A 23,575-nucleotide genomic window follows, 5' to 3' on the forward strand; every position below is an offset into this window, starting at 1 on the left:
GAGGAAATTCAAATGACTAAAATTGGTATTAATGGATTTGGACGTATCGGACGTAACGTATTCCGCGCAGCTCTTAACAACTCTGAGGTAGAAGTAGTAGCAATCAACGACTTAACAGATGCTAAAACATTAGCTCACCTTTTAAAATATGACACAGTTCACGGAACTTTAAATGCAGAAGTATCTGCTAACGAAAACAGCATCGTTGTTAACGGTAAAGAAATTAAAGTTATCGCTGAGCGTGACCCAGCTCAATTACCATGGAGCGACTACGGAGTAGAAGTAGTAGTAGAATCTACTGGCCGTTTCACTAAAAAATCAGACGCTGAGAAACACTTAGGTGGATCAGTTAAGAAAGTTATCATCTCAGCTCCAGCTTCTGACGAAGATATCACTGTAGTTATGGGTGTTAACCACGAACAATACGATGCAGCTAACCACAACGTAGTATCTAACGCTTCTTGTACTACAAACTGTCTAGCTCCATTCGCTAAAGTATTAAACGAAAAATTCGGCGTAAAACGCGGAATGATGACAACAATTCACTCTTACACTAACGACCAACAAATCTTAGACTTACCACACAAAGATTTACGTCGTGCTCGTGCAGCAGCTGAAAACATGATCCCAACATCTACTGGTGCAGCTAAAGCTGTAGCATTAGTATTACCAGAACTTAAAGGTAAATTAAACGGTGGCGCTGTACGTGTTCCAACTGCTAACGTTTCTCTAGTTGACCTAGTTGTTGAACTTGACAAAGAAGTAACAGTTGAAGAAGTAAATGCAGCATTCAAAGCAGCAGCTGAAGGCGAATTAAAAGGTATCCTTGGATACAGCGAAGAGCCATTAGTATCTATCGACTATAACGGATGTACAGCTTCTTCTACAATCGATGCATTATCTACAATGGTAATGGAAGGTAACATGGTTAAAGTACTTTCTTGGTACGATAACGAAACTGGTTACTCTAACCGCGTAGTAGACCTAGCAGCTTACATGACTTCAAAAGGTCTTTAATTCTTAATTATATAAGTTATCAATGACAAAACGAGGGAGAGGGTTTGTTCCCTCTCTCTCTTCTTTCGTTTTAAAAGCAAATGTGTTAAGCTTTTGAGTGGGTTTTGTCAATCCTAACTAGTAGTCGGAGGGAAATCCAATGAACAAAAAATCAATTCGTGACGTAGATTTAAAAGGTAAGCGTGTATTTTGCCGCGTTGATTTCAACGTACCTATGAAAGAAGGCAAAATTACAGATGAAACTCGTATCCGTGCAGCTCTTCCTACAATTCAATATTTAGTAGAGCAAGGTGCGAAAGTTATTTTAGCAAGTCACTTAGGCCGTCCAAAAGGTCAAGTAGTAGAAGAAATGCGTTTAACTCCAGTAGCAGCACGTTTAGGCGAGCTTCTTGGTAAAGACGTTAAAAAAGCGGACGAAGCATTCGGACCAGTTGCACAAGAAATGGTTGCAGCAATGAACGAAGGCGACGTATTAGTTCTTGAAAACGTACGTTTCTATGCGGGCGAAGAAAAGAACGATGCAGAACTTGCGAAAGAATTTGCAGCACTTGCTGACATCTTCGTAAACGATGCATTCGGTGCAGCTCACCGTGCTCACGCTTCTACAGCAGGTATCGCAGACTACCTACCAGCAGTATCTGGTCTATTAATGGAAAAAGAGTTAGATGTACTTGGTAAAGCACTTTCTAACCCAGAACGTCCATTTACAGCTATTATCGGTGGTGCGAAAGTAAAAGATAAAATCGGTGTAATTCGTCATCTATTAGACAAAGTAGATAACTTAATCATCGGTGGTGGACTTGCTTACACATTCGTTAAAGCTTTAGGTCATGAAATTGGTCTATCTCTATGTGAAGACGACAAGATCGAACTAGCTAAAGAATTTATGCAACTTGCAAAAGAAAAAGGCGTAAACTTCTACATGCCAGTTGATGTTGTAATCACTGAGGAATTCTCTGAAACTGCAACAACTAAAATCGTTGGTATCGACTCTATCCCTTCTAACTGGGAAGGCGTGGACATCGGTCCTAAAACACGTGAAATTTATGCAGATGTAATTAAAAATTCTAAGCTTGTTGTATGGAATGGACCAATGGGTGTATTCGAAATGACTCCATTCGCAGAAGGTACAAAAGCAGTAGGACAAGCATTAGCAGATGCAGAAGATACATACTCTGTTATCGGCGGTGGTGACTCTGCAGCAGCTGTTGAAAAATTCGGTATGGCTGATAAAATGAGCCACATTTCTACTGGCGGCGGTGCGTCATTAGAATTCATGGAAGGTAAAGAGCTTCCAGGTGTAGTTTGTCTTAACGACAAATAAGTAGCAGCCAAAGAAAAAGGACGGTGCAAAGCATGCGTAAACCAATTATCGCAGGTAACTGGAAAATGAATAAAACTCTATCTGAAGCAGTTAGCTTCGTAGAGGAAGTTAAAGGTCAAATCCCAGCAGCTTCAGCTGTTGATGCAGTAGTTTGCTCTCCAGCTCTATTCTTAGAGCGCCTTGTAGCGGCAACTGAAGGAACTGACTTACAAGTAGGTGCACAAAACATGCACTTCGAAAAAAATGGTGCATTCACTGGCGAAATTAGCCCAGTAGCACTTAGCGACTTAAAAGTTGGCTATGTAGTACTTGGCCACTCTGAGCGTCGTGAAATGTTTGCTGAAACAGATGAGTCAGTAAACAAAAAGACTATCGCAGCATTTGAACATGGTTTAACACCAATCGTATGTTGTGGTGAGACTTTAGAAGAGCGCGAAAGCGGAAAAACATTTGATCTAGTAGCAGGTCAAGTGACAAAAGCACTTGCAGGTTTAACAGAAGAGCAAGTTAAAGCAACTGTTATCGCTTATGAGCCAATCTGGGCTATCGGTACAGGTAAATCTTCTTCTTCTGCAGATGCAAACGAAGTATGTGCGCACATCCGTAAAGTTGTTGCAGAAGCTGTTTCTCCAGAAGCTGCAGAAGCTGTTCGTATCCAATACGGCGGTAGCGTAAAACCAGAAAACATTAAAGAGTATATGGCACAATCTGACATCGACGGCGCTTTAGTTGGCGGTGCTAGCTTAGAGCCAGCTTCGTTCTTAGGTCTTCTGGGGGCGGTAAAATGAGAAAGCCAACAGCTTTAATCATTCTTGACGGTTTCGGACTTCGTGAAGAAACTTACGGGAATGCTGTAGCACAAGCTAAGAAACCTAATTTTGATGGTTACTGGAACAAATTCCCTCACACAACGCTTACAGCTTGTGGCGAGGCAGTAGGTCTTCCAGAAGGTCAAATGGGTAACTCTGAGGTTGGTCACTTAAATATCGGTGCTGGCCGCATTGTATATCAAAGCTTAACACGCGTGAACGTTGCAATTCGTGAAGGTGAGTTCGATAAGAACGAAACGTTCCAAAGTGCAATTAAAAGCGTAAAAGAAAAAGGTACTGCACTTCATTTATTCGGTTTACTTTCTGACGGTGGTGTGCACAGTCACATGAACCATATGTTTGCTCTTCTTCGCTTAGCAGCAAAAGAAGGCGTGGAGAAAGTTTATATCCATGCATTCTTAGACGGCCGCGATGTTGGACCACAAACAGCAAAAGGTTATATCGATGCAACGAATGAAGTAATTAAAGAAACAGGAGTAGGACAATTCGCGACTATCTCTGGTCGTTATTACTCTATGGACCGTGACAAGCGTTGGGATCGCGTAGAAAAATGTTACAGTGCTATGGTGAATGGTGAAGGCCCTACTTATAAATCAGCAGAAGAGTGTGTAGAAGACTCTTATGCGAACGGTATCTATGATGAATTCGTATTGCCGTCTGTAATTGTTAACGAAGATAACACGCCAGTTGCAACAATCAATGATGATGATGCAGTTATCTTCTATAACTTCCGTCCAGACCGTGCAATTCAAATTGCTCGTGTATTTACAAACGAAGACTTCCGTGAGTTCGATCGTGGTGAAAAAGTACCTCACATTCCAGAATTCGTATGTATGACACACTTCAGTGAAACTGTAGATGGATACGTGGCATTCAAGCCAATGAACCTTGATAACACTTTAGGTGAAGTTGTTGCGCAAGCGGGATTAAAGCAACTTCGCATCGCGGAAACTGAAAAGTATCCGCACGTTACATTCTTCTTTAGCGGTGGTCGTGAGGCTGAATTCCCAGGAGAAGAACGTATCTTAATTAACTCACCAAAGGTTGCAACGTATGACTTGAAACCTGAAATGAGCATTTACGAAGTAACGGACGCTTTAGTAAATGAAATCGAAAATGATAAACATGATGTTATCATTCTTAACTTTGCGAACTGTGATATGGTTGGCCATTCTGGGATGATGGAACCAACAATTAAAGCAGTAGAAGCAACTGACGAATGTTTAGGAAAAGTTGTAGAAGCGATTCTTGCAAAAGATGGTGTAGCACTTATTACTGCTGACCATGGTAATGCTGATCAGGAGTTAACTGCTGATGGCGGTCCTATGACAGCTCATACAACTAACCCGGTTCCTTTCATCGTTACAAAAAATGATGTAGAGCTTCGTGAAGGTGGTATTTTAGGAGATATCGCTCCAACAATGCTTACACTTTTAAATGTGGAACAACCGAAAGAAATGACAGGTAAAACAATTATTAAATAATTTGCTTATATAAAAAGGAGAGAATTTATTATGCCAACAATTATTGATGTTTATGCTCGCGAAGTCCTTGACTCTCGTGGTAACCCAACTGTAGAAGTAGAAGTTTATACAGAAAGCGGCGCTTTCGGACGCGCTATCGTACCAAGTGGTGCATCTACTGGTGAACACGAAGCAGTAGAATTACGTGACGGTGACAAATCTCGTTACCTTGGTAAAGGTGTTATTAACGCAGTAAACAACGTTAACGAAATTATCGCTCCAGAAATCGAAGGTTTCGATGTAACTGACCAAGCTGGTATCGACCGTGCTATGATCGAATTAGATGGCACTCCAAACAAAGGTAAACTAGGCGCTAACGCTATCCTTGGTGTATCTATGGCAGTAGCTCACGCAGCAGCTGACTTCGTAGGTCTTCCATTATACCGTTACCTTGGTGGATTCAATGCAAAACAATTACCAACTCCAATGATGAACATCATCAACGGTGGTTCTCACGCTGATAACAACGTTGACTTCCAAGAGTTCATGATCTTACCAGTTGGTGCTCCAACATTCAAAGAATCAATCCGTATGGGTGCTGAAGTATTCCATGCACTTAAAGCTGTATTACATGACAAAGGTCTTAACACTGCAGTAGGTGACGAAGGTGGATTCGCTCCAAACCTTGGTTCTAACCGTGAAGCTCTAGAAGTAATCATCGAAGCTATTGAAAAAGCTGGTTACAAAGCTGGCGAGAACGTATTCTTAGGAATGGACGTTGCTTCTTCTGAGTTCTACAACAAAGAAACTGGTAAATATGACCTTGCAGGCGAAGGCCGTACTGGCTTAACTTCTGCAGAAATGGTTGATTTCTATGAAGAGCTTTGCAAAGACTTCCCAATCATCTCTATCGAAGATGGTTTAGACGAAAACGACTGGGATGGTCACAAATTATTAACTGAGCGTATCGGTGATAAAGTACAATTAGTTGGTGACGATTTATTCGTAACTAACACTCAAAAACTTGCTGAAGGTATCGAAAAAGGTATCTCTAACTCAATCTTAATTAAAGTTAACCAAATCGGTACTTTAACTGAGACTTTCGAAGCTATCGAAATGGCTAAACGTGCTGGTTACACAGCAGTTGTATCTCACCGTTCTGGTGAAACTGAAGATGCTACAATCGCTGACATCGCAGTTGCAACTAACGCTGGCCAAATCAAAACTGGTTCTATGAGCCGTACTGACCGTATTGCTAAGTACAACCAATTATTACGCATCGAAGACGAGCTAGGCGAAGTAGCTGTTTACGATGGTATCAAATCTTTCTATAACATCAAACGATAATTGTAGAAAATAAACGACAGACCGTGAGAAATCACGGTCTGTTTTTTTATGCTAAAATTGTTCACCCGTCATAAGTGACATGAAATGTTTGAAGAAGCGGTTATAATCAAAATCAATTGCTATTTGATGACTCGGCCAATCAATAAATGGTTTAGATTCTCCTAAAGAGCGAAATTCTCCAATGCTTGCCCCCTGTGCATAAGATTCTGTCATGACAACGATAGGTGATTTGTGATAGGTAAACATAGAGTTATCAAGTAAAGCGAGTATTGGTATTGTGTCATGGAAGGGGCTCCCCTTTAAATGTGGTAGGGCGTCTTTATAATATCCGTAGTAATAATGATCAAATAACGGTTTGACAAGTGGAGCTTTTCCTTTTGCCTCAATGTATTCTGCCATTTCTGGTGTAATGATGGAGTATTGAGTGACGTTTAATGGGTATATGTACATGTTAGCTGTGGATTGAAGGACTATATTAGCGGCAGTAGGATCGCCATAAAAGTTTGCTTCGGAAATAGGGGTAACATTACCAGGATGTAAAAAGGCACCGCCCATTACGTAGTAAGATTTAATTTGTTTCATCAACTGTTTGCACATGATAAACAAAATTGCTAGGGAGGTAAGTCTTCCTAAACTCACAATAATTAATTCATCCTTATACTGTTCAATAAGAGGAATAACTTCAAAAAAATTCTCCATTTCTCCGTTAGTCACATTCACCTTTGGAATAATTGGACCGAGCCCCTGTTTTCCATGTACATCCGTAAAAAACGCAGGTGGGGCACCAGTAAGGGGACGTTCTGAACCACCGAATATCTTGATATTTCTATTCTTTGTTTCGTTATTAAAAAAATGAGCATTTTCTACGGCCATTTTTTTTGGAACATTGCCGTAATCAGCAACGATACCGACGATTTCTATTTCATCGATAAAGAATGCTAAGAGGAGAGCCATCGTATCATCAATCCCAGGATCACAAAAAATGAGAACTTTTTTGGGCATATGTTCACCACCTATCTTGTTTATCCCGTACAAACCAGCTTGGTGAGGGCTAATAATCAATAAGGATGAGGGGAATCTCATGGATTAAAGTTTCACTTTATATATATGTAAGTTTAAGAATAAAAAGATTATTTTATTGAAATAATAGTCTTTTAAATTCAGAAAATAAAAACTTTTTATATTAGGTCAAGGTTTTTGACGTAATTTTCGTTTAGAAATGCAGTCGTATCAAGGTTGTAAGCGTATAACATAGGCTGTTTTTGCTGTCAAGTTGATAAATTGCAGCTTTTTACAATTTATACTATGATAAAGATATTAACAGAAGATCGTATAAACATGAGGGATGATGAACATGAAATTTACAAAGATTCTTGTCCAAATTGCTGCTCTTTACGTGTTTTATATGGTTGGAACTTGGGTGCAAGAAATGTTAAATATTCCAATTCCAGGAAGTTTGATTGGGATGTTCCTCTTACTTGTTTTACTTAGCCTAAAAGTTCTTCCAGTGAAATGGTTCGATTTAGGAGCAGAAACACTCGTTGCTATTATGCCGTTTTTATTAATTCCGCCAACGCTTGGCCTAATGAATTACGGTGCTTTTTTTATGAGTAAAGGAATTTCTCTTTTCATTACAGTTGTAGCGAGTACATTTTTAATTATTATTGTCGCAGGACATACAGGACAATATCTTGCGAATAGGAAGGAAAGAGAGTCGCGATGAGCCAAATATTAATCGGAGTCGGTTGGGTTCTTTTTACGGTGCTATTATATCAATTATCTAAAAAAATCTATAAATTATTTCCAACACCATTCACCATTCCAATGCTTGTAGCAACTGGATTAATGGCTTTCCTATTTATCGTGCTTGATATACCATATCAACATTATATGGAAAGTGGTGGTGGCTGGATTGCAAAGCTACTTGGACCCGGTGTTGTAGCATTTGCAATTCCTCTTTATAAACAACGTCATGTTCTGCAAAAATATGTTGTACCGATTGCTGGCGGGGTATTAGTAGGTACAACAGTTGCAATCGCTAGTGATTTTGCGATTGCTTCACTTATGGGAACGGATAAAAGCTTAATCTTATCGTCATTACCAAAATCGGTGACAATGCCAGTTGCGATGAGTGTTTCAGAGCAAGTCGGTGGTGTACCTTCCTTAACAGCAGCTTTCGTTGTTATCGCAGGTATTACTGGAACGATTACAGGACCCCTTTTATTAAAATGGAGCCGTGTTACAAACTCAGTTGGTAAAGGTATCGGATTTGGATGTGCTTCTCATATTATGGGCGTGATGAGAGCGATGAAAAATAACGAACATGAAGGTGTTATTGGATCGGTAACAATGACATTAACAGCAATTTTGACATGTTTACTTGGACCGTTATTTGCGATGATGTTTATGTAATAGAAGAAAAGCGAGAGCGCCTCTATAGCTCTCGCTTTTCTATAGAATTTATGCTACAGTTACAATAACTGAATCTTTGTAGGAGGTACGCCAAGTGCATACGTTATTATCAGTTTTACTTATTATTGTATCGATTTTAATGATTGTTATGGTACTTATGCAATCTAGTAATAGCTCAGGCCTTTCAGGTGCAATTTCAGGCGGTGCGGAGCAATTATTTGGTAAGCAAAAGGCACGTGGAATTGAAGCGGTATTAAACCGTATTACAATTGTTTTAGCTGTATTGTTCTTTGTATTAACAATTGGTGTTACGTACTTCAATTTATAGAATTGAAAGAAGAAGCGTTAGTGAATGGTACTAATGGTTCTTCTTTTTTTGTTTTGCTATTTGAAAGATGTTTCTAATTAGATTATAGAAATACAAATATGGTACACTAGATATAGAAAGAATACGACTAGATTACAGAAGAGAAAGAGGAGAAATACATGATGAAATTAGCATCTCCGAAACCATTTACATTTGAGGGTGGAGACCGCGCTGTTTTATTACTACATGGATTCACAGGGAACTCAGCTGATGTACGTATGTTAGGGCGTTTCTTAGAAAAGAAGGGCTATACTTGTCATGCGCCAATTTATAAAGGGCACGGTGTACCACCAGAAGAGCTTGTTCATACAGGGCCTACAGATTGGTGGCAAGATGTAACGGAGGCATATCAGCTTTTAAAAGATAAAGGTTTTGAGAAAATTGCTGTTGTTGGATTGTCACTTGGCGGCGTATTTTCTTTAAAATTAGGTTATACAGTACCGGTTTTAGGTGTAGTACCAATGTGTGCACCGATGTATATTAAGAGCGAAGAAACGATGTACCAAGGTATATTGGCATATGCCCGCGAATATAAAAAACGTGAGCAAAAATCACCTGAACAAATTGAACAAGAAATGTTGGAATTCCAAAAGACACCGATGAATACATTAAAAGCATTACAACAATTAATTGCTGACGTACGTAACAATGTGGATATGATTTATGCACCAACATTTGTTGTACAAGCACGTCATGACGAAATGATTAATACAGATAGTGCTAACATTATTTATAACGGTGTAGAATCTACGTTAAAAGACATTAAATGGTATGAAGACTCTACGCATGTCATTACACTTGATAAACAACGTGACGAGCTACATGAGGATGTATATAACTTCTTGGAGCAACTAGATTGGTAAGATCTAGTTGCCTCTTTTTTTCATAAGGAATTTTTTGTGAAAACTGTAAAAATCATAAGGGGAGTATTGAAGTTTCACTTTATACATCCCCTATCTTTCGGATACACTAAATAATATAAGGTTTTAAAGGAGGTATTTTTGCTTGGAAGAAATCATACAAGAACATATTGATAAGTTGTTATTATTTATGAGAGAAGAAGCGTATAAACCGCTAACGATACAAGAGTTAGAAGAGGCATTTGGGATTGAAGGTTCTGAGGGCTTTAAAGATTTCGTAAAGGCACTTGTAACGATGGAAGAAAAGGGACTTGTTATTCGTACTCGTAGCAACCGTTACGGTCTTCCTGAAAAGATGAATCTAATACGCGGTAAGTTAATTGGACATGCACGTGGTTTTGCATTCGTTGTACCAGATGAGAAGAAAACAGGAGACGATGATCTTTTCATCCCGCCTACAGAATTAAACGGTGCACTTCATGGCGATACAGTATTAGCACGCCTTAGTTCTCAATCGAGTGGTTCGCGTCAAGAAGGTTCAATTGTACGCATTTTAGAACGTGGAACGAAAGAGCTAGTTGGTACATATACAGAATCGAAAAACTTTGGATTTGTTATACCTGATAATAAGCGCTGGACGAGTGATATCTTTATCTTGAAAAGCGCATCAATGGGTGCTGTAGAAGGTCATAAAGTAGTTGTGAAAATTACGAGCTATCCAGAGAATCGTTTAAGCGCAGAAGGTGAAGTTATTCAAATTCTAGGTCATAAAAATGATCCAGGAGTAGATATTTTATCTGTCATTCATAAACATCATTTACCTTTAGCGTTCCCTGAGGAAGTGATGGAGCATGCAAACAGTGTACCAGAAACGATTTCAGAAGAAGATTTAAAAGATCGCCGCGACCTGCGTGATCAAATGATCGTAACGATTGATGGTGCAGATGCGAAAGACTTAGATGATGCTGTTACAGTAACGAAGCTTGAAAATGGTAACTACAAGCTAGGCGTTCACATTGCGGACGTAAGTCATTACGTTCAAGAAGGCTCTCCAATTGATGTTGAAGCAGCGGAAAGAGCGACAAGTGTGTATCTTGTTGACCGTGTAATCCCGATGATTCCGCATCGTCTATCTAACGGTATTTGCTCATTAAATCCGAAAGTAGACCGTCTGACATTATCTTGTGAAATGGAAATCAACAACTTAGGTGATGTTGTTAAACACGAGATTTTCCAAAGTGTGATTAAAACGACAGAGCGTATGACGTATGCTGACGTAAGAAGCATTTTAGAAGATGAGGACGAAGAGTTAATTAAGCGTTATGAGCCGCTCGTACCGATGTTTAAAGAGATGGGTCAATTGGCACAAATTTTACGTGAAAAACGTATGCGCCGTGGTGCAATTGACTTTGACTTTAAAGAAGCGAAAGTATTAGTGGATGAAGAAGGAAAACCGACTGATGTTGTCATGCGCGATCGTTCTGTATCAGAGAAGTTAATTGAAGAATTTATGCTTGTTGCGAATGAAACAGTAGCAGAGCACTTCCACTGGATGAACGTACCATTCATGTACCGTGTCCATGAAGATCCGAAAGAAGATAAGCTAGAGCGTTTCTTCGAGTTTGTAACGAACTTCGGATATGCCGTAAAAGGACGTGCGAATGAAGTGCATCCTCGCGCGCTACAACAAATTCTTGAAATGGTTCAAGGACAGCCAGAAGAAGTAGTTATTTCAACAGTTATGCTTCGTTCTATGAAGCAAGCTCGTTACGATGCGGATAGTTTAGGACATTTCGGTTTATCAACTGAGTTCTACACACACTTCACATCACCAATTCGTCGTTACCCAGATACAATCGTTCATAGATTAATTCGTGAATACATTATTAACGGTAAAGTCGACAACGAAACGCAAGCAAAATGGCGTGAAAAATTACCTGAGATTGCAGAGCATTCTTCTAATATGGAACGTCGTGCTGTTGAAGCAGAGCGTGAAACAGATGAGATGAAAAAAGCAGAGTATATGGTTGATAAGATCGGTGAAGAGTATGACGGTATGATTAGCTCTGTAACAAACTTCGGTTTATTCGTAGAGCTTCCAAATACAATTGAAGGTCTTGTACACGTTAGTTATTTAACGGATGATTACTACCGTTATGACGAGCAACATTTCGCTATGATCGGAGAACGTACAGGAAACGTATTCCGCATCGGTGACGAAATTACAATTCGCGTTATTAACGTAAACAAAGACGAGCGTGCAATCGACTTTGAAATCGTTGGCATGAAAGGCACACCTCGCTGTAAGTTCAAAGATCGTCCAGTCGTTATCGAGCAGCCAAGAACAGGCAGAAAGAAACGCGGTGGACGTAGCGAGCGCAGTAATGAGCGCGGCGGTGAACGTGGCACAGGTAGAAAATTTGACCGTGGTGGTAAAGGAAAAGGAAGAGGATCTGCATCTGCATCCGCTTCTGCTAGCCAGCCGGGAAAAAAAGATGGTAACGGTAAGAAGAAAAAAGCATTCTTCGAAAACGTACCAGGATTCAAGAAGAAAAAGAAAAAGCGTAAGTAAGAAAAGAGTGGCTTCGCTTTGATGAAAAGCGGGGCCGTTTTCTTTTTTCTTCGTGGCTTGAGAGCGAGCCACTTTCGCTTTTTATCGGAATCCAGCTACAGTGGCTAGAATGTTCGGCGGCTTCACTTCTTCCCGAGAGGCAAAGAGCGCCTCAAGGTCAGAAGCTCCATCCATCTCACATTCTGAGCGAGCCACTTTCGCTTTTTGATGGAATCTAGCTACAGTGGCTAGAATCTGTTGGCCATTTCACTCCCTCGGATGAAGCAAAAAGCGCTCCTCTGTCGGGAGTTCCAATGTCCAAAGATTCTGAGCGAGCCACTTTCGCTTTTTATTAACATTTGTTACAATAGTAAAAATAGAGGAGGGACGTTATATGCCAAAGGGTACAGGTAAGGTTATTGCACAGAATAAAAAAGCATTTCATGATTATTTCATCGAAGAAACATACGAAGCAGGGCTTGTCCTTCAAGGAACGGAAATTAAGTCGATTCGCGCTGGACGCGTAAACTTGAAAGATGCGTTTGCACGTGTACATAATGGTGAAGTATGGGTTCATAATATGCACATTAATACGTACGAACAAGGGAATCGTTTCAACCATGATCCACTTCGTACGAGAAAATTACTTCTGCATAAAAAAGAAATTGATAAACTAGCGGGCGCTGCGAAAGAAACAGGTTACGCATTAGTTCCACTTAGAATTTATTTGAAAAATGGATTTGCAAAAATGGCACTTGGTTTAGCAAAAGGTAAGAAGCAATACGATAAACGTCACGATTTAAAAGAGAAAGAAGCTAAACGTGAAATTGCACGCGCGTTCCGTGATCGCCAAAAGATGTAATACAGATATTTACATTTGTAAAATGGAGCGCGTATGTTATAATAATTTATGTAAGGTTGTTGCACATTGAAAAACAGCTCTTAGTAGCTATCACGATATTTTCTTCGTATGCTCCATTTTTATCATGGGGACGTTACGGATTCGACAGGGATAGTTCGAGCTTAGGTTGCGAGTCGAGGGGATCGGCCTCGTTAAAACGTCAAAGCCTATAATTGGCAAACAAAACAATCTTTCTTTAGCTGCTTAATTGCACTAAAGGTTCCTCCCTCCATCGTCCATGTGGTAGGGTAAGGGACTCAAACTAAGTGGACTACGCCGGAGTTCGCCGTCTGAGGACAAAGGAAGAGAACAACCAGACTAGCAACTTGGAAGCCTGTCGATAGGCCGAAGAGTTCGCGAAATGCTAATATATCGACTACACTCGTAGAAGCTTAAGTGCCGATATTTTTGGACGTGGGTTCGACTCCCACCGTCTCCATTTATGTAGTAATATCAACAGTTTAAGCGGTTGTGGTATTGATTTGGTAACTATTATATCAGATCTTCTTCCATATAAGCAACTACTTCGGTTTGTTTTGATGGATATAAGTGGCTATAAGTATTTAAAGTTGTTGCTACATCTGAATGACCTAGGCGTTGGGCTACTACAAGTGGACTAACGCCTTTATTTATTAAGTAAGATGCATGGGAATGTCTGAATTCATGAAGTAGAATTTTTTTGACTTTTGCTTTATCTACGTACTGCGAATACTTTCTATCTAAAGTTGTGGTTGAAATACTGTCGTAAAATGTACCGAAAACAACGTAATCATTTTTAACAGGTGCTGCTAATGCAGCTTCTTTTTTTATCATTTTTAGTAAGTTTATTACAGTTTTCGGTAACATAATACTTCGATTTGAAGCTTTTGTTTTGGGTTTTGTGACTTGTCGATTATATTCAGTTTTATTGATGCTGATTGTTTGTTCTGTAAAATTAATATCTTCCCATGTTAAAGCTAGAAGTTCTCCTTTTCGTGCCCCGCTGTAATAGAGTGTGGAAAAGAATGTTTTAAAAATGGAATCTTCCACAATGCTTATAAACTGCTTAAATTCGTTAAATTCCCAAAAATTCATGCGTTTATTTGATTCTTTTTCGAAATTCCCAGCGATTTTAGCGGGATTGATGTTTAAACCGTGAAATTTTATACCAAAATTAAATATTGCTGAAAGTATTGTATGTATTTTCTTTAAAAATTCAGCAGAATAGTTATTAATGATTTTATTTTGGTAGTTCATTATGTTTTTTGTTGTAATCTGATCGATTTTCACTTTTCCAAATTCATCAAGTAAATGATTATATATGACATTCTTAATCACATTAATAGACGATTGCTTTCTCCTCTGACAATACCAATTAAAATAACTATCTGCAACTTGAGCAAATGTTAAGCTTGAGTTTGTTTCTTTTTCAACTAACATCTTCGCTTCGGCTTCACGTGCCTCTTTTTTTGTTTTAAAACCACGACGTTTCACTTGTTTTTGAGTACCATCAAACTGTCGAACTCTGACAACGAAAAAATATGTTCCTCGTTCTTTATCTTTGTAAATCACCATAGGGAATCCCTCCTGTATATGAAAAGATTGATAATTCGATTTATTGATTAGAGTATAACTTGTTTGTTACCAAAAGAAAAGACCCTCAAAATAAATTGAGAGCCTTTCTTCGACTTGAACCACTTTAATTTTAATCACATATATAACATACCGCTTGTGTGGAACGGATAACTATAAAACTTATTATAACATATCATAAGTTGAAGTAATTTGAGAAAGTTTAAAATTCTGTATTCTTAATAAATGGATATTACTTGTAAATGGTTGGGTTCGATTTTTAAAAATTGGCTGGTTTCAGCATTGATTTTAGTAGAATATAACGAAAATGAACCGTTATTCATTATAAACAGAAAATGTTCCAAGGTAATATTATGAAAAAACAATAAACTTCTTTTAAATTATATTGAGAAATAAATTTGAAGGTGGAATAGAATGTGAGTTCGTGCTAAAATTGGGTGCAGGTACAACTTTAGGGATTTTTGTCGAAAGAATAGACGGAATAATCATAAAAAACAATTAAATCAAAACATAAAAACTCGCAGAGCGTGTGTAAGAGGTGCCCATGACAAAACCTCTATCACCGTTCATCCTACTAACTTAGGACAAACACTTCGCTACATACGAGTTCCTTCTCAGTTTAACATACATTCATCATTCGTAGTGCAGTTTCGAGGTTGAGAAAATAGGATGGTGGAGTTATGTTTTAAGAAAGGAGGAAATCATTTGCAAAAGGTAATGAATCAATTGCTTTCAAGAATCGATTCAGCAGGTTTTTCGAGAAGACAGTTTGCGATAAAGTTAGGTGTATGTCGAGAAACTTTCCGCAAGGGGATAGCTGGCGGAAGTGAAATGGATGTGGAGGTATTTTTCAAAGCTACAAACTTTTTATATGATAATGCGGAAGCGAAACGAAAGATTACCAGAGAATATTTCTCTTCTTGTATGCAGCCATCTAATACTATCGTTGGGTTAATTTACAGTCAGGTGCAAGGCGAATACACTTTAATGAATAAAATTCTGGATAAACACAAAGGTAATGCTAGTTTGTCAATTTATTTTACAATTTACAAATTATTTAACAAACGTAATAAAAATGAATTGAGAGGACAGGCACTATATAAAACTCTTGGAGAGACTCAATTCTCTGCTAATCCACACGTCCAAGTTATGGTTAATATCTTGTATATGTTAGCTTTAGCAGATAGGCCTAATAACAATGCGATAATTCAATATATAGATGAAGTTGAATCGAATTTGAACCTTCTTGAAGAAGGCCGTATCAAAAATTATCTGCGCATGTTAGCAGATGAGAGGATTGCATATATGCATTTATGGAGGGTTGAATTAGAACAGAGTAGGAGAATGTTTAATAGCATTATAAATTCGGAAGTAGATGTCCCTATGATTAAGTGTACAGCAATTTGTGGGCTTGGCGAAGGGTATCAAATAGATTGTCCTAAGACAGCTGAGACACTTTTGGTTCAGGCTACAGAATCACTGAAAGAGATTAATGTTACTCAAAAAGTTCAAAAGTCGATAGCGTTACATACAACTTTAGCTCATGTGCGTATACATAATAATATCAATATTGATAAAATTGATGTAACTTTACTTCATCCGAATGAAAGGGCGACATATGAATGTCTTTTCGGAAATCGAGAGTTAGGCCTATCAATATTTGAGGAGTTGAAGAAAAAAGGTTTTTCGCCGTTCCAACGTATTTCATATTCAATGTGTACCGGAGACATGGAGGGCATTAAACAGGCACTATTGGATTTTGAATTAGCAGGGTTGAGTTTTTATGGACAAATGTATAAAATGGTATTAAATAGGGAAGGGGTAGTGCTGACGTGAAACAGGTGATATCTATATTTCTGGTAGTTTTGGGAGTAATAGGGATGAATGGAGATTTAATACACGCTGAGAAAATAGAACAACACAAAAAAGTAAAACAAGAAGTAAGAATGGCTGTACACGATCCCGGGGGAAGTTAAGTGAAATAAGTAACTATAAAAAAGAAAGTCGCTACTGTGTAGCGGCTTTCAGTGCGTTTAAAGGGTGACAATTTTTTGTGTGGGGGTCAATAAAAAGTTGTCACCTAGTATTCACCAAAAAATATAGAGAACGGGGGTATTAGGAATGGAAGATAAAAACGTTGAAAATGTAGTAGCAGAAATAGGAGAGAGTTTATTGCACATCTTAGAGAATGTAAAAGAAGGGGATTTTGAGTATTTTGAAGTATTGTCGAAAATAAAACAGGCGATTGGTAGCAACTAAAGCTATCAATCGCCTGTTATTTTAACTAAGTTTTGAATAAGTTCCAAAAGTTCTTTCTGTTTTTCAGGTGTTTTAGATTTAACTTGTGACATGAGTTGCATCCATTCATCTTGTACAGCAAGTTCAGGATTTTTTTCGTTAGATTCACCTAATACATACGAAACGGAAATATTAGCCAGTTTAGCGATTTTTAAGCTCATTTTTTTTGAAGGGCATTTTTTACTATCCTCGTTTTCCCACATTGAAATAGCTGATCGACTTTGCATGCCTAAAACTTCAGCAAATTCACGTTGACTTAGTTGCAATACATTCGTTCGTATATCCTTAATCCGTCTACTGATTAATTTATAATCCATTTTTGAGCACCTCATTTTATTTAATCAATTATCTTACAAAATTATAATAAGGGTGTATAAGGTATACTTTAACAAACATGTTCTCTAAATGACAACCTTTTATAAAAATATTATTTTTTTGTAAATCAGGGTATTCTCAAAAGGAGACCTGTGTGGTATATTCTAAATAACGATATGAGTAAAGGATGATAAAAAATGAAATTGGATACGGAGAAAATCAAGGAACTTAGATTGTCTAAAGGTTTAACTCAGAATGAAGTTGCTAAGATAATGGGTTATACAAGTAGAAACTCATATTCTCAAGTGGAAACTGGCAAACGTGAACCTAAATTATTTAAGTTATCTCTATTGGCAGGTTTATATGGAATGACTATTGATGAATTGACAAAGTAAGTATTTTTTTGAAGTTAAGGTCTCTAAAAAAGACGTCTCTAAAAGTTATCTATAGTAGGAGGGTACCATGAACAAAAACCTATTCATCGCTCGAAAAGAGCGACGCATGACGCAAGAGGAAGTTGGAAAAATGGTGAACATGCACCAGCAAACGTATTACTTAAAAGAATCTGGCAAACGTGACTTCACCCTCAAAGAAGCTCAAAAACTAGCAAAATATTTCAAAACAACAGTGGATGAGCTGTTTGAAAAATAGAGGGAGGACAAGCATGAAAAATGGTAAACGACCAACGAAGAGAGAGAAGATACATATCAACTCGTATAACTTAAATCCAGATAACTGGTTGATCTACAAGAAAGTAGATGGCGAATTACATTTAGTACATCGTCATACGAACTCAATACGAGTCATTCCGAGTACGCAGGGTGTATGAACAAAAAAAGGACTCTAGCGGAATGCTAGAGCCGTCAATATGGGATAAGAGTTTTGTACGCGAATGTATTATAACATAATTTTTTCGAATCAATATATAGAAAAAATATGTAATTATGCATAATGGCTGAAAAAGAAAAAAGCCCAATAAAGGGCTTTTCGATACCGATGAATGTAGGTGTAATGAGAATGCGGTATCAATGTCTATTTGTAAAACGCTTACTTATGAGTGTCGAAATATTTCGACATGATTAATATAGCATAATCCTTTTCTAGAAAGCACTGGGAAATGTGTCCAAATGGTGAGAGGTTATCGTATGTAAAGAAGAGAGGGAATTGGTGTGACCAAATCAGTCCTAACAAAAGACTTAGAAAAGAAACAAATACTCGATGAATTTTTACAGTATTGTGAAAAGAAACAAGTTGAAGCTCTGCAAAAGAATGATCCCTATCAGTTTTGCATCTGGATTAAAGAAGCTCGATTAGCCCGAAGGGAATTGGCAGAGCTGTATCGTGCGAAAAAGGATGTTGTGGAAAGGGTGCATGGTATTACGTTTTTTGAGGAAGGCGTTTAAATATGAAAAAGCCCTATAAAATAGGACCTTTTCTGTACCTAGCCATCATATTTGATGTAAATGAACATTCATCTTGATTAGTATATCATATGTAAACGGATTCGTCAGTATGTAAAATTTATAACCAGACAAAAAGACCTGAAATCAGGTCTTTCTATCCGCGATACTAGTATAGAGCAAGATACCAAACTGAAAACACAAGCTACTCGAAAGCTCTTATAGTATAACAAATCATGTACATAAAAGACAAGTAGATAAGTTACGAGAGTGTATGTTGTGGAAGGGGTGAGAACAGGAGATGAGTGGACAGATATTTGAGGTGGAAGCTTTTGCGAGGAATGGTTTTACAGTACGTCACGCGTATGTAGATCTCACAGGGGATTTAATAGCGGGGATTTTGTTGGGACAAATTGTGTATTGGTATCTGCCGAATGAGCAGGGGAAGAGTAAATTGAAAGTGAAAAAGAATGGTGCATTTTGGCTGGCGAAAAGCCGTGAAGATTGGGGGAGTGAGATTCGCATTACACCGAAACAATATGATCGAGCGATTAAAATTTTAATAGAAAAAGGGTTTGTAAATGTGCAAACATTTAAGTTTAATGGGGCACCTACACATCATATTCAACTCAACATTCCTGAAATAAACCAAAGGGTAAAATCCATTTTGACCTTTGGGAAAATTTCAAATGCCTCTTTGGATGAAATGGAACTTACCGAAAGGGGAAATTCTTTAACAAAGATTACTACAAAGACTACTACAGAGATTACTACAGGAAAAGACACTATCCCCTACGAAGAGATTATTTTGTATTTGAATGAAAAAGCCAATAAATCATTTAAACATCAAACGCCTAAAAACAGAACGTTAATTAAAGCGAGATGGCAAGAAGGATTTATCCTATCGGATTTTCAGAAAGTTATTGATCAAAAAACAGTGCAGTGGTTAACAGATGCACGTATGAAACAGTATATACGACCAGAAACGTTATTTGGAACGAAATTTGAAAGTTATCTAAACGAAGAACCAGTGAATCATTCAGATGGACCAAATGGAGGAGGAACGAATCATGCAATCACTCGGAAAGACAATCGCTTCATCGAAGCATACGACTTTTAAAGAAAGGGTCCAACAGTATACGGTGTCAGCGAATCGATGTCAAAATATATTTGTAGTTGGACAACATCATATCAAAGATGTTTGTAACAAGCGAATGTTGAAGGATATTGCAACGAAAGAAGAATTTTGCCCACATTGTAGAGTTGTGGAGCAGGAAGACCAACGGTTAGCGCAAGAAACGGTACACATCAAACAGAAACAGGAAATTGTAAGTTTGTATGATTCGTTTGCAGATCATAGTTTAATTAATGAAAAATTGAAAAAAGCAACGTTCGAAAATTACATACCACCGAACAAATCGTTATCAGGTGCCAAACAAGACTTGAAATATTTTGTAGACTCGTTTGCGCAAACAGAACCAACAAGTCGTATTCTGACAGGTGGGTATGGAATTGGCAAAAGTCACCTTTGTGTAGCGGCTGCAAAAGAACTCATGAAGAGAGGGCACAGCGCACTGTTTATTCAGATGAACATGCTGTTTACAAAGATTAAAGAAACATGGAATAAAAATAGCGACATGACAGAAGGAAAGCTGATGTCACTCCTTGCAAAGGTTGATGTATTGATTTTGGATGACTTTGGAGCGGAATTTACAGAGAAAGACAGAGAGGGCGTAACGTGGAAACAAACGAAGACAAATGAAATCGTGGACAGCCGTGTCGGAAAAAGTACATTATTTACTACGAATTTTACGGTAAAAGAACTAGGGGCAATGTATGGAGAACGAGATTTTAGCAGGATGATGGAAAATGCAGAGGTGCTACACATGCAGGGTGAAAATTATAGATTGCGAAATTTCAAAAAAACGATATAGGAGGAGATAATCAATGGGAAAGCGTATGACAGAGTTACAGTTAGAAAATTATACGATGGCCGCGCAGAATCGAAAATATAGGAAGAGTGAACGCCGCAAACTTTATATTGCATTAGAAGAACTGGACATGTTTTGGGATGAAGATGATGTATGGCGAGTACAAGAGGCATGGAACAACAATGAGAGTGTATTTGCAATTGGTCAGAGGATAGAACGAGACCCAGATGAAGTGGCTTTACTTCTTATGGATTTAGCAAGAAAAGGAAGGATTGAAAAAAGAGTCATAGGGTTAGGCGCATGAGACAACTCACATTTGAAGATGTGGTAGGTAGTTTGGAGGAGTGTACAGCAGAACGGTTTGTATCGCAGTGTATAGCGAAACGAACATACGCAGTAGAATTTTTTGATCGAGATGAAAAACAAAGGTTGTTCTGGTTTGAAGCAAAATCTGGGGCGGGAGCGGAAGAACAAGCCAGGGATATGTTCGGAAAGATTCAAGTCATCAAAGCGTATGTGTCCAAGCTGACGTTACAAGAAATTATGGAGCTAGATTAAGGGTTCCTTCTAGAAAATGTAGGGGAGAGGTGCTGGATATGAAGGGAGAAATCAATGTAACGATAAATGGCGTATATATTGTGACGGATGGAGCGGCCGCATGGGTGAAACCGCCAGAAAGTGGGTATGGGCAACAAGTTGTATATTGGGTAAATGGAAAGGTGACACATACACAAACAACAGCAACTGTTAAATTTCAGTCATAAAATTTGAATTTTGTAGAAAAGGAGAATTGAGGAATGCCGCAAATGCAAACATTTTCACATAACATGTTCGGGAATATAGAGATTTTTATCAAGGGTGGAAAAGAGTACTTTCCAGCAATCGATGTTGCGAAAGTTTTAGGGTACTCAAATCCTCATGATGCTTTAAGTAAACATTGTAAAAAAGATGGGGTCGCGTTTTGCGAGGTCATCGATTCACTCGGAAGAACACAAGAGAAGAAATTCATAAACGAGGGGAATTTATATAGATTACTCGTAAAATCCAAACTTCCACAAGCAGAACAATTTGAAAAATGGGTATTTGATGAAGTGCTGCCAAGTATTCGAAAACATGGGGCTTACATGACACCACCTACTATTAACGCGTTATTACAAGATCCAGACTTGTTGATTAGCCTTGCTTCACAATTGAAAGACGAACAACTGGCTAGGCAAGTGGCGGAACAAAATAATCTCATGTTAACGCAGCAAGTCGCAGAAAATGCATCCAAGATTACCTACCTCGATCAAATTCTTCAATCAAAAGATACGGTAACCGTTTCGCAAATTGCAGCTGATTATGGATTGTCTGCCGTTCGATTAAATAAAATCTTAAAGGATGAAAAAGTACAGTATAAAGTAAACGAGCAATGGCTACTATATGTGAAACATCAAAATAACGGCTATACAAAATCACAAACGGTTGATGTAACGCATTCTGACGGTAGTCGGTCTATAAAAATGAATACGCGTTGGACACAAAAGGGTAGATTGTTTATTCATGACATGTTAACGAAACGAGGAATTATTCCGGAAATGGATAAGAAAGCGGTTTACATGATCTAGGGTGTGTGCAAATTGGGAAGGGGAACGAAAGAAAAGAGCAGCTAGCAAAAAGCTAACTACTCTAATCATGGAATGTGGTTCAAAAATGGGTTATCTATAGCATGAACAGAATATTGATTTGTATTCAGAGTGAGGCAATGAAGTTGTTCCAACCTGGTCTTGGTTTACAACAAACACCATTAAAGGTATTGACAATGAAGGCTGCATGAGATGCATCAGAATCATGATAACCTTTTCTATTTTCTTTGGGAGAAATGTTATAAAAATTACCCGAATGAAATGAACCATTGCTTGTTTGAAAGACTACATTTCCAAAGATAGAGGGCATGTTTTTCACCTGCTTTTGAAGAATAAGTTAGTTTTGTATATGAGGAATGAGTCTAGAGGTCCTGACTAAATAATTTTTATAAAATAATTCGTTTGTAAGTAGGAATGGATGGGTGCCATGCACTATTCAATTATTTTTAAATGTTAATGGGTATTAAATGAATTAAAACGTCCGAACATGGATAGTAAGGGTGTTGAAAGAGAAGGAGTGACGGGTTTAGCTAAGATGAAGAAAAAGAAATTAAAAAAGGCAATCGCTCGTCGTACAAAGGCTATGCAAAAAGAAGAGAAAGACAGACTAGAGAAAGCTTGGAGAAATCTTTTTATATAGCTGAGCATGATGAAATACATATAGTCCGGCTAGAAAACTGGAGGACACCGATTTTTAGAACAGCAATCAAACTGTTTTAGGAAAGGGTGCCCTTTTTCTTATTTTGTAAGGGGGATGGAAAGAATGAAAGCGCGAAGGGATCTATTACGTGAATGGGAAAAACAAATAAAAAAGAAAAAATCAAAAGAGAATTTTAGCACTCGTGAAATTGAGGATTTAATGGGGGTGCATGGACCACGTTATGAGCGTAGACGTGGAGCGTTAAGACAAAAGTAATACAGAAGAAAAAGGAGTGGTCTGGAATGACGGAGCAATTATCTTTTTTACCAAAAATAGATCGAGCAGCAACACAAGAGAATGTAGAGGAAATTTTGGAAAGTGTACGTATATATAAGCAATTTGGAATGATACGTAAGGAAATGAAAGTCACGCCTTCTTATAAAGTGAGAGAGCATGGTCCTACAAATACAGTTGGCAAACCGTTAGAGGATGTAGCAATCTCTAATATCCAACAAAGCAAACGTGAAGAATGGTTAGAGAAAATGGCATTTCGAGTGGAACAAGCATTGAGTCGATTCGGAAACAGTACAGCTGGGAAAAATCAGCGGGACATTATAGTGAAACGATATTTAGAAGACGAAGATGTATGCGATTATATGGTGTATAACGAAATTGGCATGAGTGAACGTACGTATCGACGTGTGAAAGCGAGAGCGTTTTAT

Annotated in this window: 30 protein-coding genes and 1 other RNA gene; 27 read left to right on the forward strand and 4 right to left on the reverse strand. The window is 38.1% G+C overall.

Features of this window, described 5'->3' with window-relative positions; all coding sequences use genetic code 11:
• Positions 1-12 precede the first annotated feature (12 nt).
• From gap to eno, 5 genes are all read left to right on the forward strand, one after another.
• Positions 13-1,017 (forward strand): type I glyceraldehyde-3-phosphate dehydrogenase, encoded by a 1,005-nt coding sequence (gene gap, locus MHH55_RS30255; protein WP_000161236.1) that lies wholly within the window; start codon positions 13-15, stop codon positions 1,015-1,017.
• Between the two features lie 139 nt (positions 1,018-1,156).
• The gene (locus MHH55_RS30260; RefSeq protein WP_001036350.1) at positions 1,157-2,341 is read left to right on the forward strand and encodes a phosphoglycerate kinase; all 1,185 of its coding nucleotides are present in this window, start codon (positions 1,157-1,159) and stop codon (positions 2,339-2,341) included.
• A 32-nt stretch (positions 2,342-2,373) separates the two neighbouring features.
• The gene (gene tpiA, locus MHH55_RS30265; protein WP_001231038.1) at positions 2,374-3,129 is read left to right on the forward strand and encodes a triose-phosphate isomerase; all 756 of its coding nucleotides are present in this window, start codon (positions 2,374-2,376) and stop codon (positions 3,127-3,129) included.
• Entirely contained in the window at positions 3,126-4,655 is a 1,530-nt protein-coding gene (gene gpmI / locus MHH55_RS30270) for a 2,3-bisphosphoglycerate-independent phosphoglycerate mutase (RefSeq protein ID WP_016123757.1), read from the forward strand. Before tpiA ends, gpmI begins: the two co-directional genes overlap by 4 nt.
• Before the next feature lie 30 nt (positions 4,656-4,685).
• The gene (gene eno, locus MHH55_RS30275) at positions 4,686-5,981 is read left to right on the forward strand and encodes a phosphopyruvate hydratase (RefSeq protein ID WP_017657033.1); all 1,296 of its coding nucleotides are present in this window, start codon (positions 4,686-4,688) and stop codon (positions 5,979-5,981) included.
• A 51-nt stretch (positions 5,982-6,032) separates the two neighbouring features.
• Here the strand turns inward: eno and MHH55_RS30280 are convergent, their stop codons facing one another.
• A complete protein-coding gene (locus MHH55_RS30280) occupies positions 6,033-6,983 on the reverse strand; it encodes a nucleoside hydrolase (protein WP_048538382.1) in 951 nt (316 codons plus the stop codon).
• A gap of 352 nt (positions 6,984-7,335) precedes the next feature.
• Here MHH55_RS30280 and MHH55_RS30285 point away from each other — a divergent pair, with 352 nt between their 5' ends.
• The 7 genes from MHH55_RS30285 (at position 7,336) to ssrA (ending at position 13,514) form a co-directional block, all read left to right on the forward strand.
• A complete protein-coding gene (locus tag MHH55_RS30285; protein ID WP_000673222.1) occupies positions 7,336-7,704 on the forward strand; it encodes a CidA/LrgA family holin-like protein in 369 nt (122 codons plus the stop codon).
• Positions 7,701-8,393 (forward strand): LrgB family protein, encoded by a 693-nt coding sequence (locus tag MHH55_RS30290; protein ID WP_000078309.1) that lies wholly within the window; start codon positions 7,701-7,703, stop codon positions 8,391-8,393. The genes MHH55_RS30285 and MHH55_RS30290 overlap by 4 nt, the downstream gene beginning before the upstream one ends.
• 94 nt (positions 8,394-8,487) lie before the next feature.
• Positions 8,488-8,721, forward strand: coding sequence for a preprotein translocase subunit SecG (gene secG, locus MHH55_RS30295; RefSeq protein ID WP_000557264.1), 234 nt, complete (start codon positions 8,488-8,490; stop codon positions 8,719-8,721).
• A 161-nt stretch (positions 8,722-8,882) separates the two neighbouring features.
• Positions 8,883-9,623 carry a carboxylesterase gene (gene estA, locus MHH55_RS30300; protein WP_000761986.1) on the forward strand — a complete coding sequence of 247 codons (741 nt, stop codon included), beginning with the start codon at positions 8,883-8,885 and terminating at the stop codon, positions 9,621-9,623.
• A gap of 142 nt (positions 9,624-9,765) precedes the next feature.
• Positions 9,766-12,192, forward strand: coding sequence for a ribonuclease R (gene rnr, locus MHH55_RS30305; RefSeq protein WP_078186940.1), 2,427 nt, complete (start codon positions 9,766-9,768; stop codon positions 12,190-12,192).
• Positions 12,193-12,565: 373 nt separating this feature from the next.
• Complete coding sequence (gene smpB / locus MHH55_RS30310) at positions 12,566-13,033, forward strand: SsrA-binding protein (RefSeq protein WP_001123919.1); 468 nt, start codon at positions 12,566-12,568, stop codon at positions 13,031-13,033.
• Positions 13,034-13,159: 126 nt separating this feature from the next.
• Positions 13,160-13,514: a transfer-messenger RNA gene (ssrA, locus tag MHH55_RS30315) on the forward strand.
• Positions 13,515-13,564: 50 nt separating this feature from the next.
• Here ssrA and MHH55_RS30320 read toward each other — a convergent pair.
• A complete protein-coding gene (locus MHH55_RS30320; protein ID WP_078186941.1) occupies positions 13,565-14,626 on the reverse strand; it encodes a tyrosine-type recombinase/integrase in 1,062 nt (353 codons plus the stop codon).
• Between the two features lie 723 nt (positions 14,627-15,349).
• On the opposite strand from MHH55_RS30320, the gene MHH55_RS30325 reads away from it, so the two are divergent.
• Positions 15,350-16,480, forward strand: a complete 1,131-nt coding sequence (locus MHH55_RS30325; RefSeq protein ID WP_078186942.1) for an AimR family lysis-lysogeny pheromone receptor — start codon at positions 15,350-15,352, stop codon at positions 16,478-16,480.
• 285 nt (positions 16,481-16,765) lie between these two features.
• Positions 16,766-16,903: a hypothetical protein gene (locus MHH55_RS30330; protein WP_176116588.1), complete on the forward strand. Its 138-nt coding sequence runs from the start codon at positions 16,766-16,768 to the stop codon at positions 16,901-16,903.
• Positions 16,904-16,908: 5 nt separating this feature from the next.
• On the opposite strand, the gene MHH55_RS30335 is transcribed toward MHH55_RS30330, so the two are convergent.
• The gene (locus MHH55_RS30335; RefSeq protein WP_078186943.1) at positions 16,909-17,259 is read right to left on the reverse strand and encodes a helix-turn-helix domain-containing protein; all 351 of its coding nucleotides are present in this window, start codon (positions 17,257-17,259) and stop codon (positions 16,909-16,911) included.
• Positions 17,260-17,454: 195 nt separating this feature from the next.
• Here MHH55_RS30335 and MHH55_RS30340 point away from each other — a divergent pair, with 195 nt between their 5' ends.
• The 10 genes from MHH55_RS30340 (at position 17,455) to MHH55_RS30385 (ending at position 22,195) form a co-directional block, all read left to right on the forward strand.
• The gene (locus MHH55_RS30340) at positions 17,455-17,652 is read left to right on the forward strand and encodes a helix-turn-helix domain-containing protein (RefSeq protein ID WP_078186944.1); all 198 of its coding nucleotides are present in this window, start codon (positions 17,455-17,457) and stop codon (positions 17,650-17,652) included.
• A gap of 67 nt (positions 17,653-17,719) precedes the next feature.
• Positions 17,720-17,908, forward strand: coding sequence for a helix-turn-helix transcriptional regulator (locus tag MHH55_RS30345; RefSeq protein WP_078186945.1), 189 nt, complete (start codon positions 17,720-17,722; stop codon positions 17,906-17,908).
• A 13-nt stretch (positions 17,909-17,921) separates the two neighbouring features.
• Positions 17,922-18,086 carry a DUF6906 family protein gene (locus MHH55_RS30350; RefSeq protein WP_176116590.1) on the forward strand — a complete coding sequence of 55 codons (165 nt, stop codon included), beginning with the start codon at positions 17,922-17,924 and terminating at the stop codon, positions 18,084-18,086.
• A gap of 340 nt (positions 18,087-18,426) precedes the next feature.
• Positions 18,427-18,660 carry a hypothetical protein gene (locus MHH55_RS30355; RefSeq protein WP_445661837.1) on the forward strand — a complete coding sequence of 78 codons (234 nt, stop codon included), beginning with the start codon at positions 18,427-18,429 and terminating at the stop codon, positions 18,658-18,660.
• 298 nt (positions 18,661-18,958) lie between these two features.
• On the forward strand, positions 18,959-19,777 hold the full coding sequence (locus tag MHH55_RS30360) for a conserved phage C-terminal domain-containing protein (RefSeq protein WP_340827889.1): 819 nt from the start codon (positions 18,959-18,961) through the stop codon (positions 19,775-19,777).
• Positions 19,728-20,591, forward strand: coding sequence for an ATP-binding protein (locus tag MHH55_RS30365; RefSeq protein WP_233935757.1), 864 nt, complete (start codon positions 19,728-19,730; stop codon positions 20,589-20,591). Before MHH55_RS30360 ends, MHH55_RS30365 begins: the two co-directional genes overlap by 50 nt.
• 13 nt (positions 20,592-20,604) lie before the next feature.
• Positions 20,605-20,892: a helix-turn-helix domain containing protein gene (locus MHH55_RS30370; RefSeq protein WP_098856248.1), complete on the forward strand. Its 288-nt coding sequence runs from the start codon at positions 20,605-20,607 to the stop codon at positions 20,890-20,892.
• On the forward strand, positions 20,889-21,146 hold the full coding sequence (locus MHH55_RS30375) for a hypothetical protein (protein WP_078188234.1): 258 nt from the start codon (positions 20,889-20,891) through the stop codon (positions 21,144-21,146). Before MHH55_RS30370 ends, MHH55_RS30375 begins: the two co-directional genes overlap by 4 nt.
• Positions 21,147-21,184: 38 nt before the next feature.
• Positions 21,185-21,352 (forward strand): DUF3954 domain-containing protein, encoded by a 168-nt coding sequence (locus tag MHH55_RS30380; RefSeq protein ID WP_078188235.1) that lies wholly within the window; start codon positions 21,185-21,187, stop codon positions 21,350-21,352.
• Positions 21,353-21,385: 33 nt separating this feature from the next.
• Positions 21,386-22,195 (forward strand): phage antirepressor KilAC domain-containing protein, encoded by an 810-nt coding sequence (locus MHH55_RS30385; protein WP_340881982.1) that lies wholly within the window; start codon positions 21,386-21,388, stop codon positions 22,193-22,195.
• 124 nt (positions 22,196-22,319) lie between these two features.
• Here MHH55_RS30385 and MHH55_RS30390 read toward each other — a convergent pair whose 3' ends face one another.
• Positions 22,320-22,523: a spore germination protein gene (locus MHH55_RS30390; RefSeq protein ID WP_139362592.1), complete on the reverse strand. Its 204-nt coding sequence runs from the start codon at positions 22,521-22,523 to the stop codon at positions 22,320-22,322.
• Between the two features lie 225 nt (positions 22,524-22,748).
• Here MHH55_RS30390 and MHH55_RS30395 point away from each other — a divergent pair, with 225 nt between their 5' ends.
• The 3 genes from MHH55_RS30395 to MHH55_RS30405 all read left to right on the forward strand — a co-directional run.
• Entirely contained in the window at positions 22,749-22,853 is a 105-nt protein-coding gene (locus MHH55_RS30395; protein ID WP_256427957.1) for a DUF3983 domain-containing protein, read from the forward strand.
• Positions 22,854-22,976: 123 nt separating this feature from the next.
• Positions 22,977-23,129 carry a hypothetical protein gene (locus tag MHH55_RS30400; RefSeq protein ID WP_078188177.1) on the forward strand — a complete coding sequence of 51 codons (153 nt, stop codon included), beginning with the start codon at positions 22,977-22,979 and terminating at the stop codon, positions 23,127-23,129.
• Positions 23,130-23,155: 26 nt separating this feature from the next.
• Positions 23,156-23,575: ArpU family phage packaging/lysis transcriptional regulator (locus tag MHH55_RS30405; RefSeq protein WP_078188178.1), on the forward strand; the 420-nt coding region annotated here is incomplete at its 3' end.

This window comes from Bacillus sp. FSL K6-2944 (assembly GCF_038005385.1).
Taxonomy (GTDB): domain Bacteria; phylum Bacillota; class Bacilli; order Bacillales; family Bacillaceae_G; genus Bacillus_A; species Bacillus_A cereus.

Bases quoted from the DNA above. Each gene is read 5' to 3' on its own strand.
- MHH55_RS30280 (WP_048538382.1), bottom strand. From the start codon at position 6,983: ATGCCCAAAAAAGTTCTCATTTTTTGTGATCCTGGGATTGATGATACG.
- tpiA (WP_001231038.1), top strand. From the start codon at position 2,374: ATGCGTAAACCAATTATCGCAGGTAACTGGAAAATGAATAAAACTCTA.
- smpB (WP_001123919.1), top strand. From the start codon at position 12,566: ATGCCAAAGGGTACAGGTAAGGTTATTGCACAGAATAAAAAAGCATTT.
- gpmI (WP_016123757.1), top strand. From the start codon at position 3,126: ATGAGAAAGCCAACAGCTTTAATCATTCTTGACGGTTTCGGACTTCGT.
- MHH55_RS30330 (WP_176116588.1), top strand. From the start codon at position 16,766: ATGGAAGATAAAAACGTTGAAAATGTAGTAGCAGAAATAGGAGAGAGT.
- MHH55_RS30260 (WP_001036350.1), top strand. From the start codon at position 1,157: ATGAACAAAAAATCAATTCGTGACGTAGATTTAAAAGGTAAGCGTGTA.
- estA (WP_000761986.1), top strand. From the start codon at position 8,883: ATGAAATTAGCATCTCCGAAACCATTTACATTTGAGGGTGGAGACCGC.
- MHH55_RS30320 (WP_078186941.1), bottom strand. From the start codon at position 14,626: ATGGTGATTTACAAAGATAAAGAACGAGGAACATATTTTTTCGTTGTC.
- MHH55_RS30285 (WP_000673222.1), top strand. From the start codon at position 7,336: ATGAAATTTACAAAGATTCTTGTCCAAATTGCTGCTCTTTACGTGTTT.
- MHH55_RS30370 (WP_098856248.1), top strand. From the start codon at position 20,605: ATGGGAAAGCGTATGACAGAGTTACAGTTAGAAAATTATACGATGGCC.
- eno (WP_017657033.1), top strand. From the start codon at position 4,686: ATGCCAACAATTATTGATGTTTATGCTCGCGAAGTCCTTGACTCTCGT.
- gap (WP_000161236.1), top strand. From the start codon at position 13: ATGACTAAAATTGGTATTAATGGATTTGGACGTATCGGACGTAACGTA.
- MHH55_RS30350 (WP_176116590.1), top strand. From the start codon at position 17,922: ATGAAAAATGGTAAACGACCAACGAAGAGAGAGAAGATACATATCAAC.
- MHH55_RS30385 (WP_340881982.1), top strand. From the start codon at position 21,386: ATGCCGCAAATGCAAACATTTTCACATAACATGTTCGGGAATATAGAG.
- MHH55_RS30395 (WP_256427957.1), top strand. From the start codon at position 22,749: ATGAAGAAAAAGAAATTAAAAAAGGCAATCGCTCGTCGTACAAAGGCT.
- MHH55_RS30390 (WP_139362592.1), bottom strand. From the start codon at position 22,523: ATGCCCTCTATCTTTGGAAATGTAGTCTTTCAAACAAGCAATGGTTCA.
- MHH55_RS30380 (WP_078188235.1), top strand. From the start codon at position 21,185: ATGAAGGGAGAAATCAATGTAACGATAAATGGCGTATATATTGTGACG.
- MHH55_RS30335 (WP_078186943.1), bottom strand. From the start codon at position 17,259: ATGGATTATAAATTAATCAGTAGACGGATTAAGGATATACGAACGAAT.
- MHH55_RS30290 (WP_000078309.1), top strand. From the start codon at position 7,701: ATGAGCCAAATATTAATCGGAGTCGGTTGGGTTCTTTTTACGGTGCTA.
- MHH55_RS30400 (WP_078188177.1), top strand. From the start codon at position 22,977: ATGAAAGCGCGAAGGGATCTATTACGTGAATGGGAAAAACAAATAAAA.
- MHH55_RS30340 (WP_078186944.1), top strand. From the start codon at position 17,455: ATGAAATTGGATACGGAGAAAATCAAGGAACTTAGATTGTCTAAAGGT.
- MHH55_RS30375 (WP_078188234.1), top strand. From the start codon at position 20,889: ATGAGACAACTCACATTTGAAGATGTGGTAGGTAGTTTGGAGGAGTGT.
- MHH55_RS30360 (WP_340827889.1), top strand. From the start codon at position 18,959: ATGAGTGGACAGATATTTGAGGTGGAAGCTTTTGCGAGGAATGGTTTT.
- MHH55_RS30345 (WP_078186945.1), top strand. From the start codon at position 17,720: ATGAACAAAAACCTATTCATCGCTCGAAAAGAGCGACGCATGACGCAA.
- MHH55_RS30365 (WP_233935757.1), top strand. From the start codon at position 19,728: ATGCAATCACTCGGAAAGACAATCGCTTCATCGAAGCATACGACTTTT.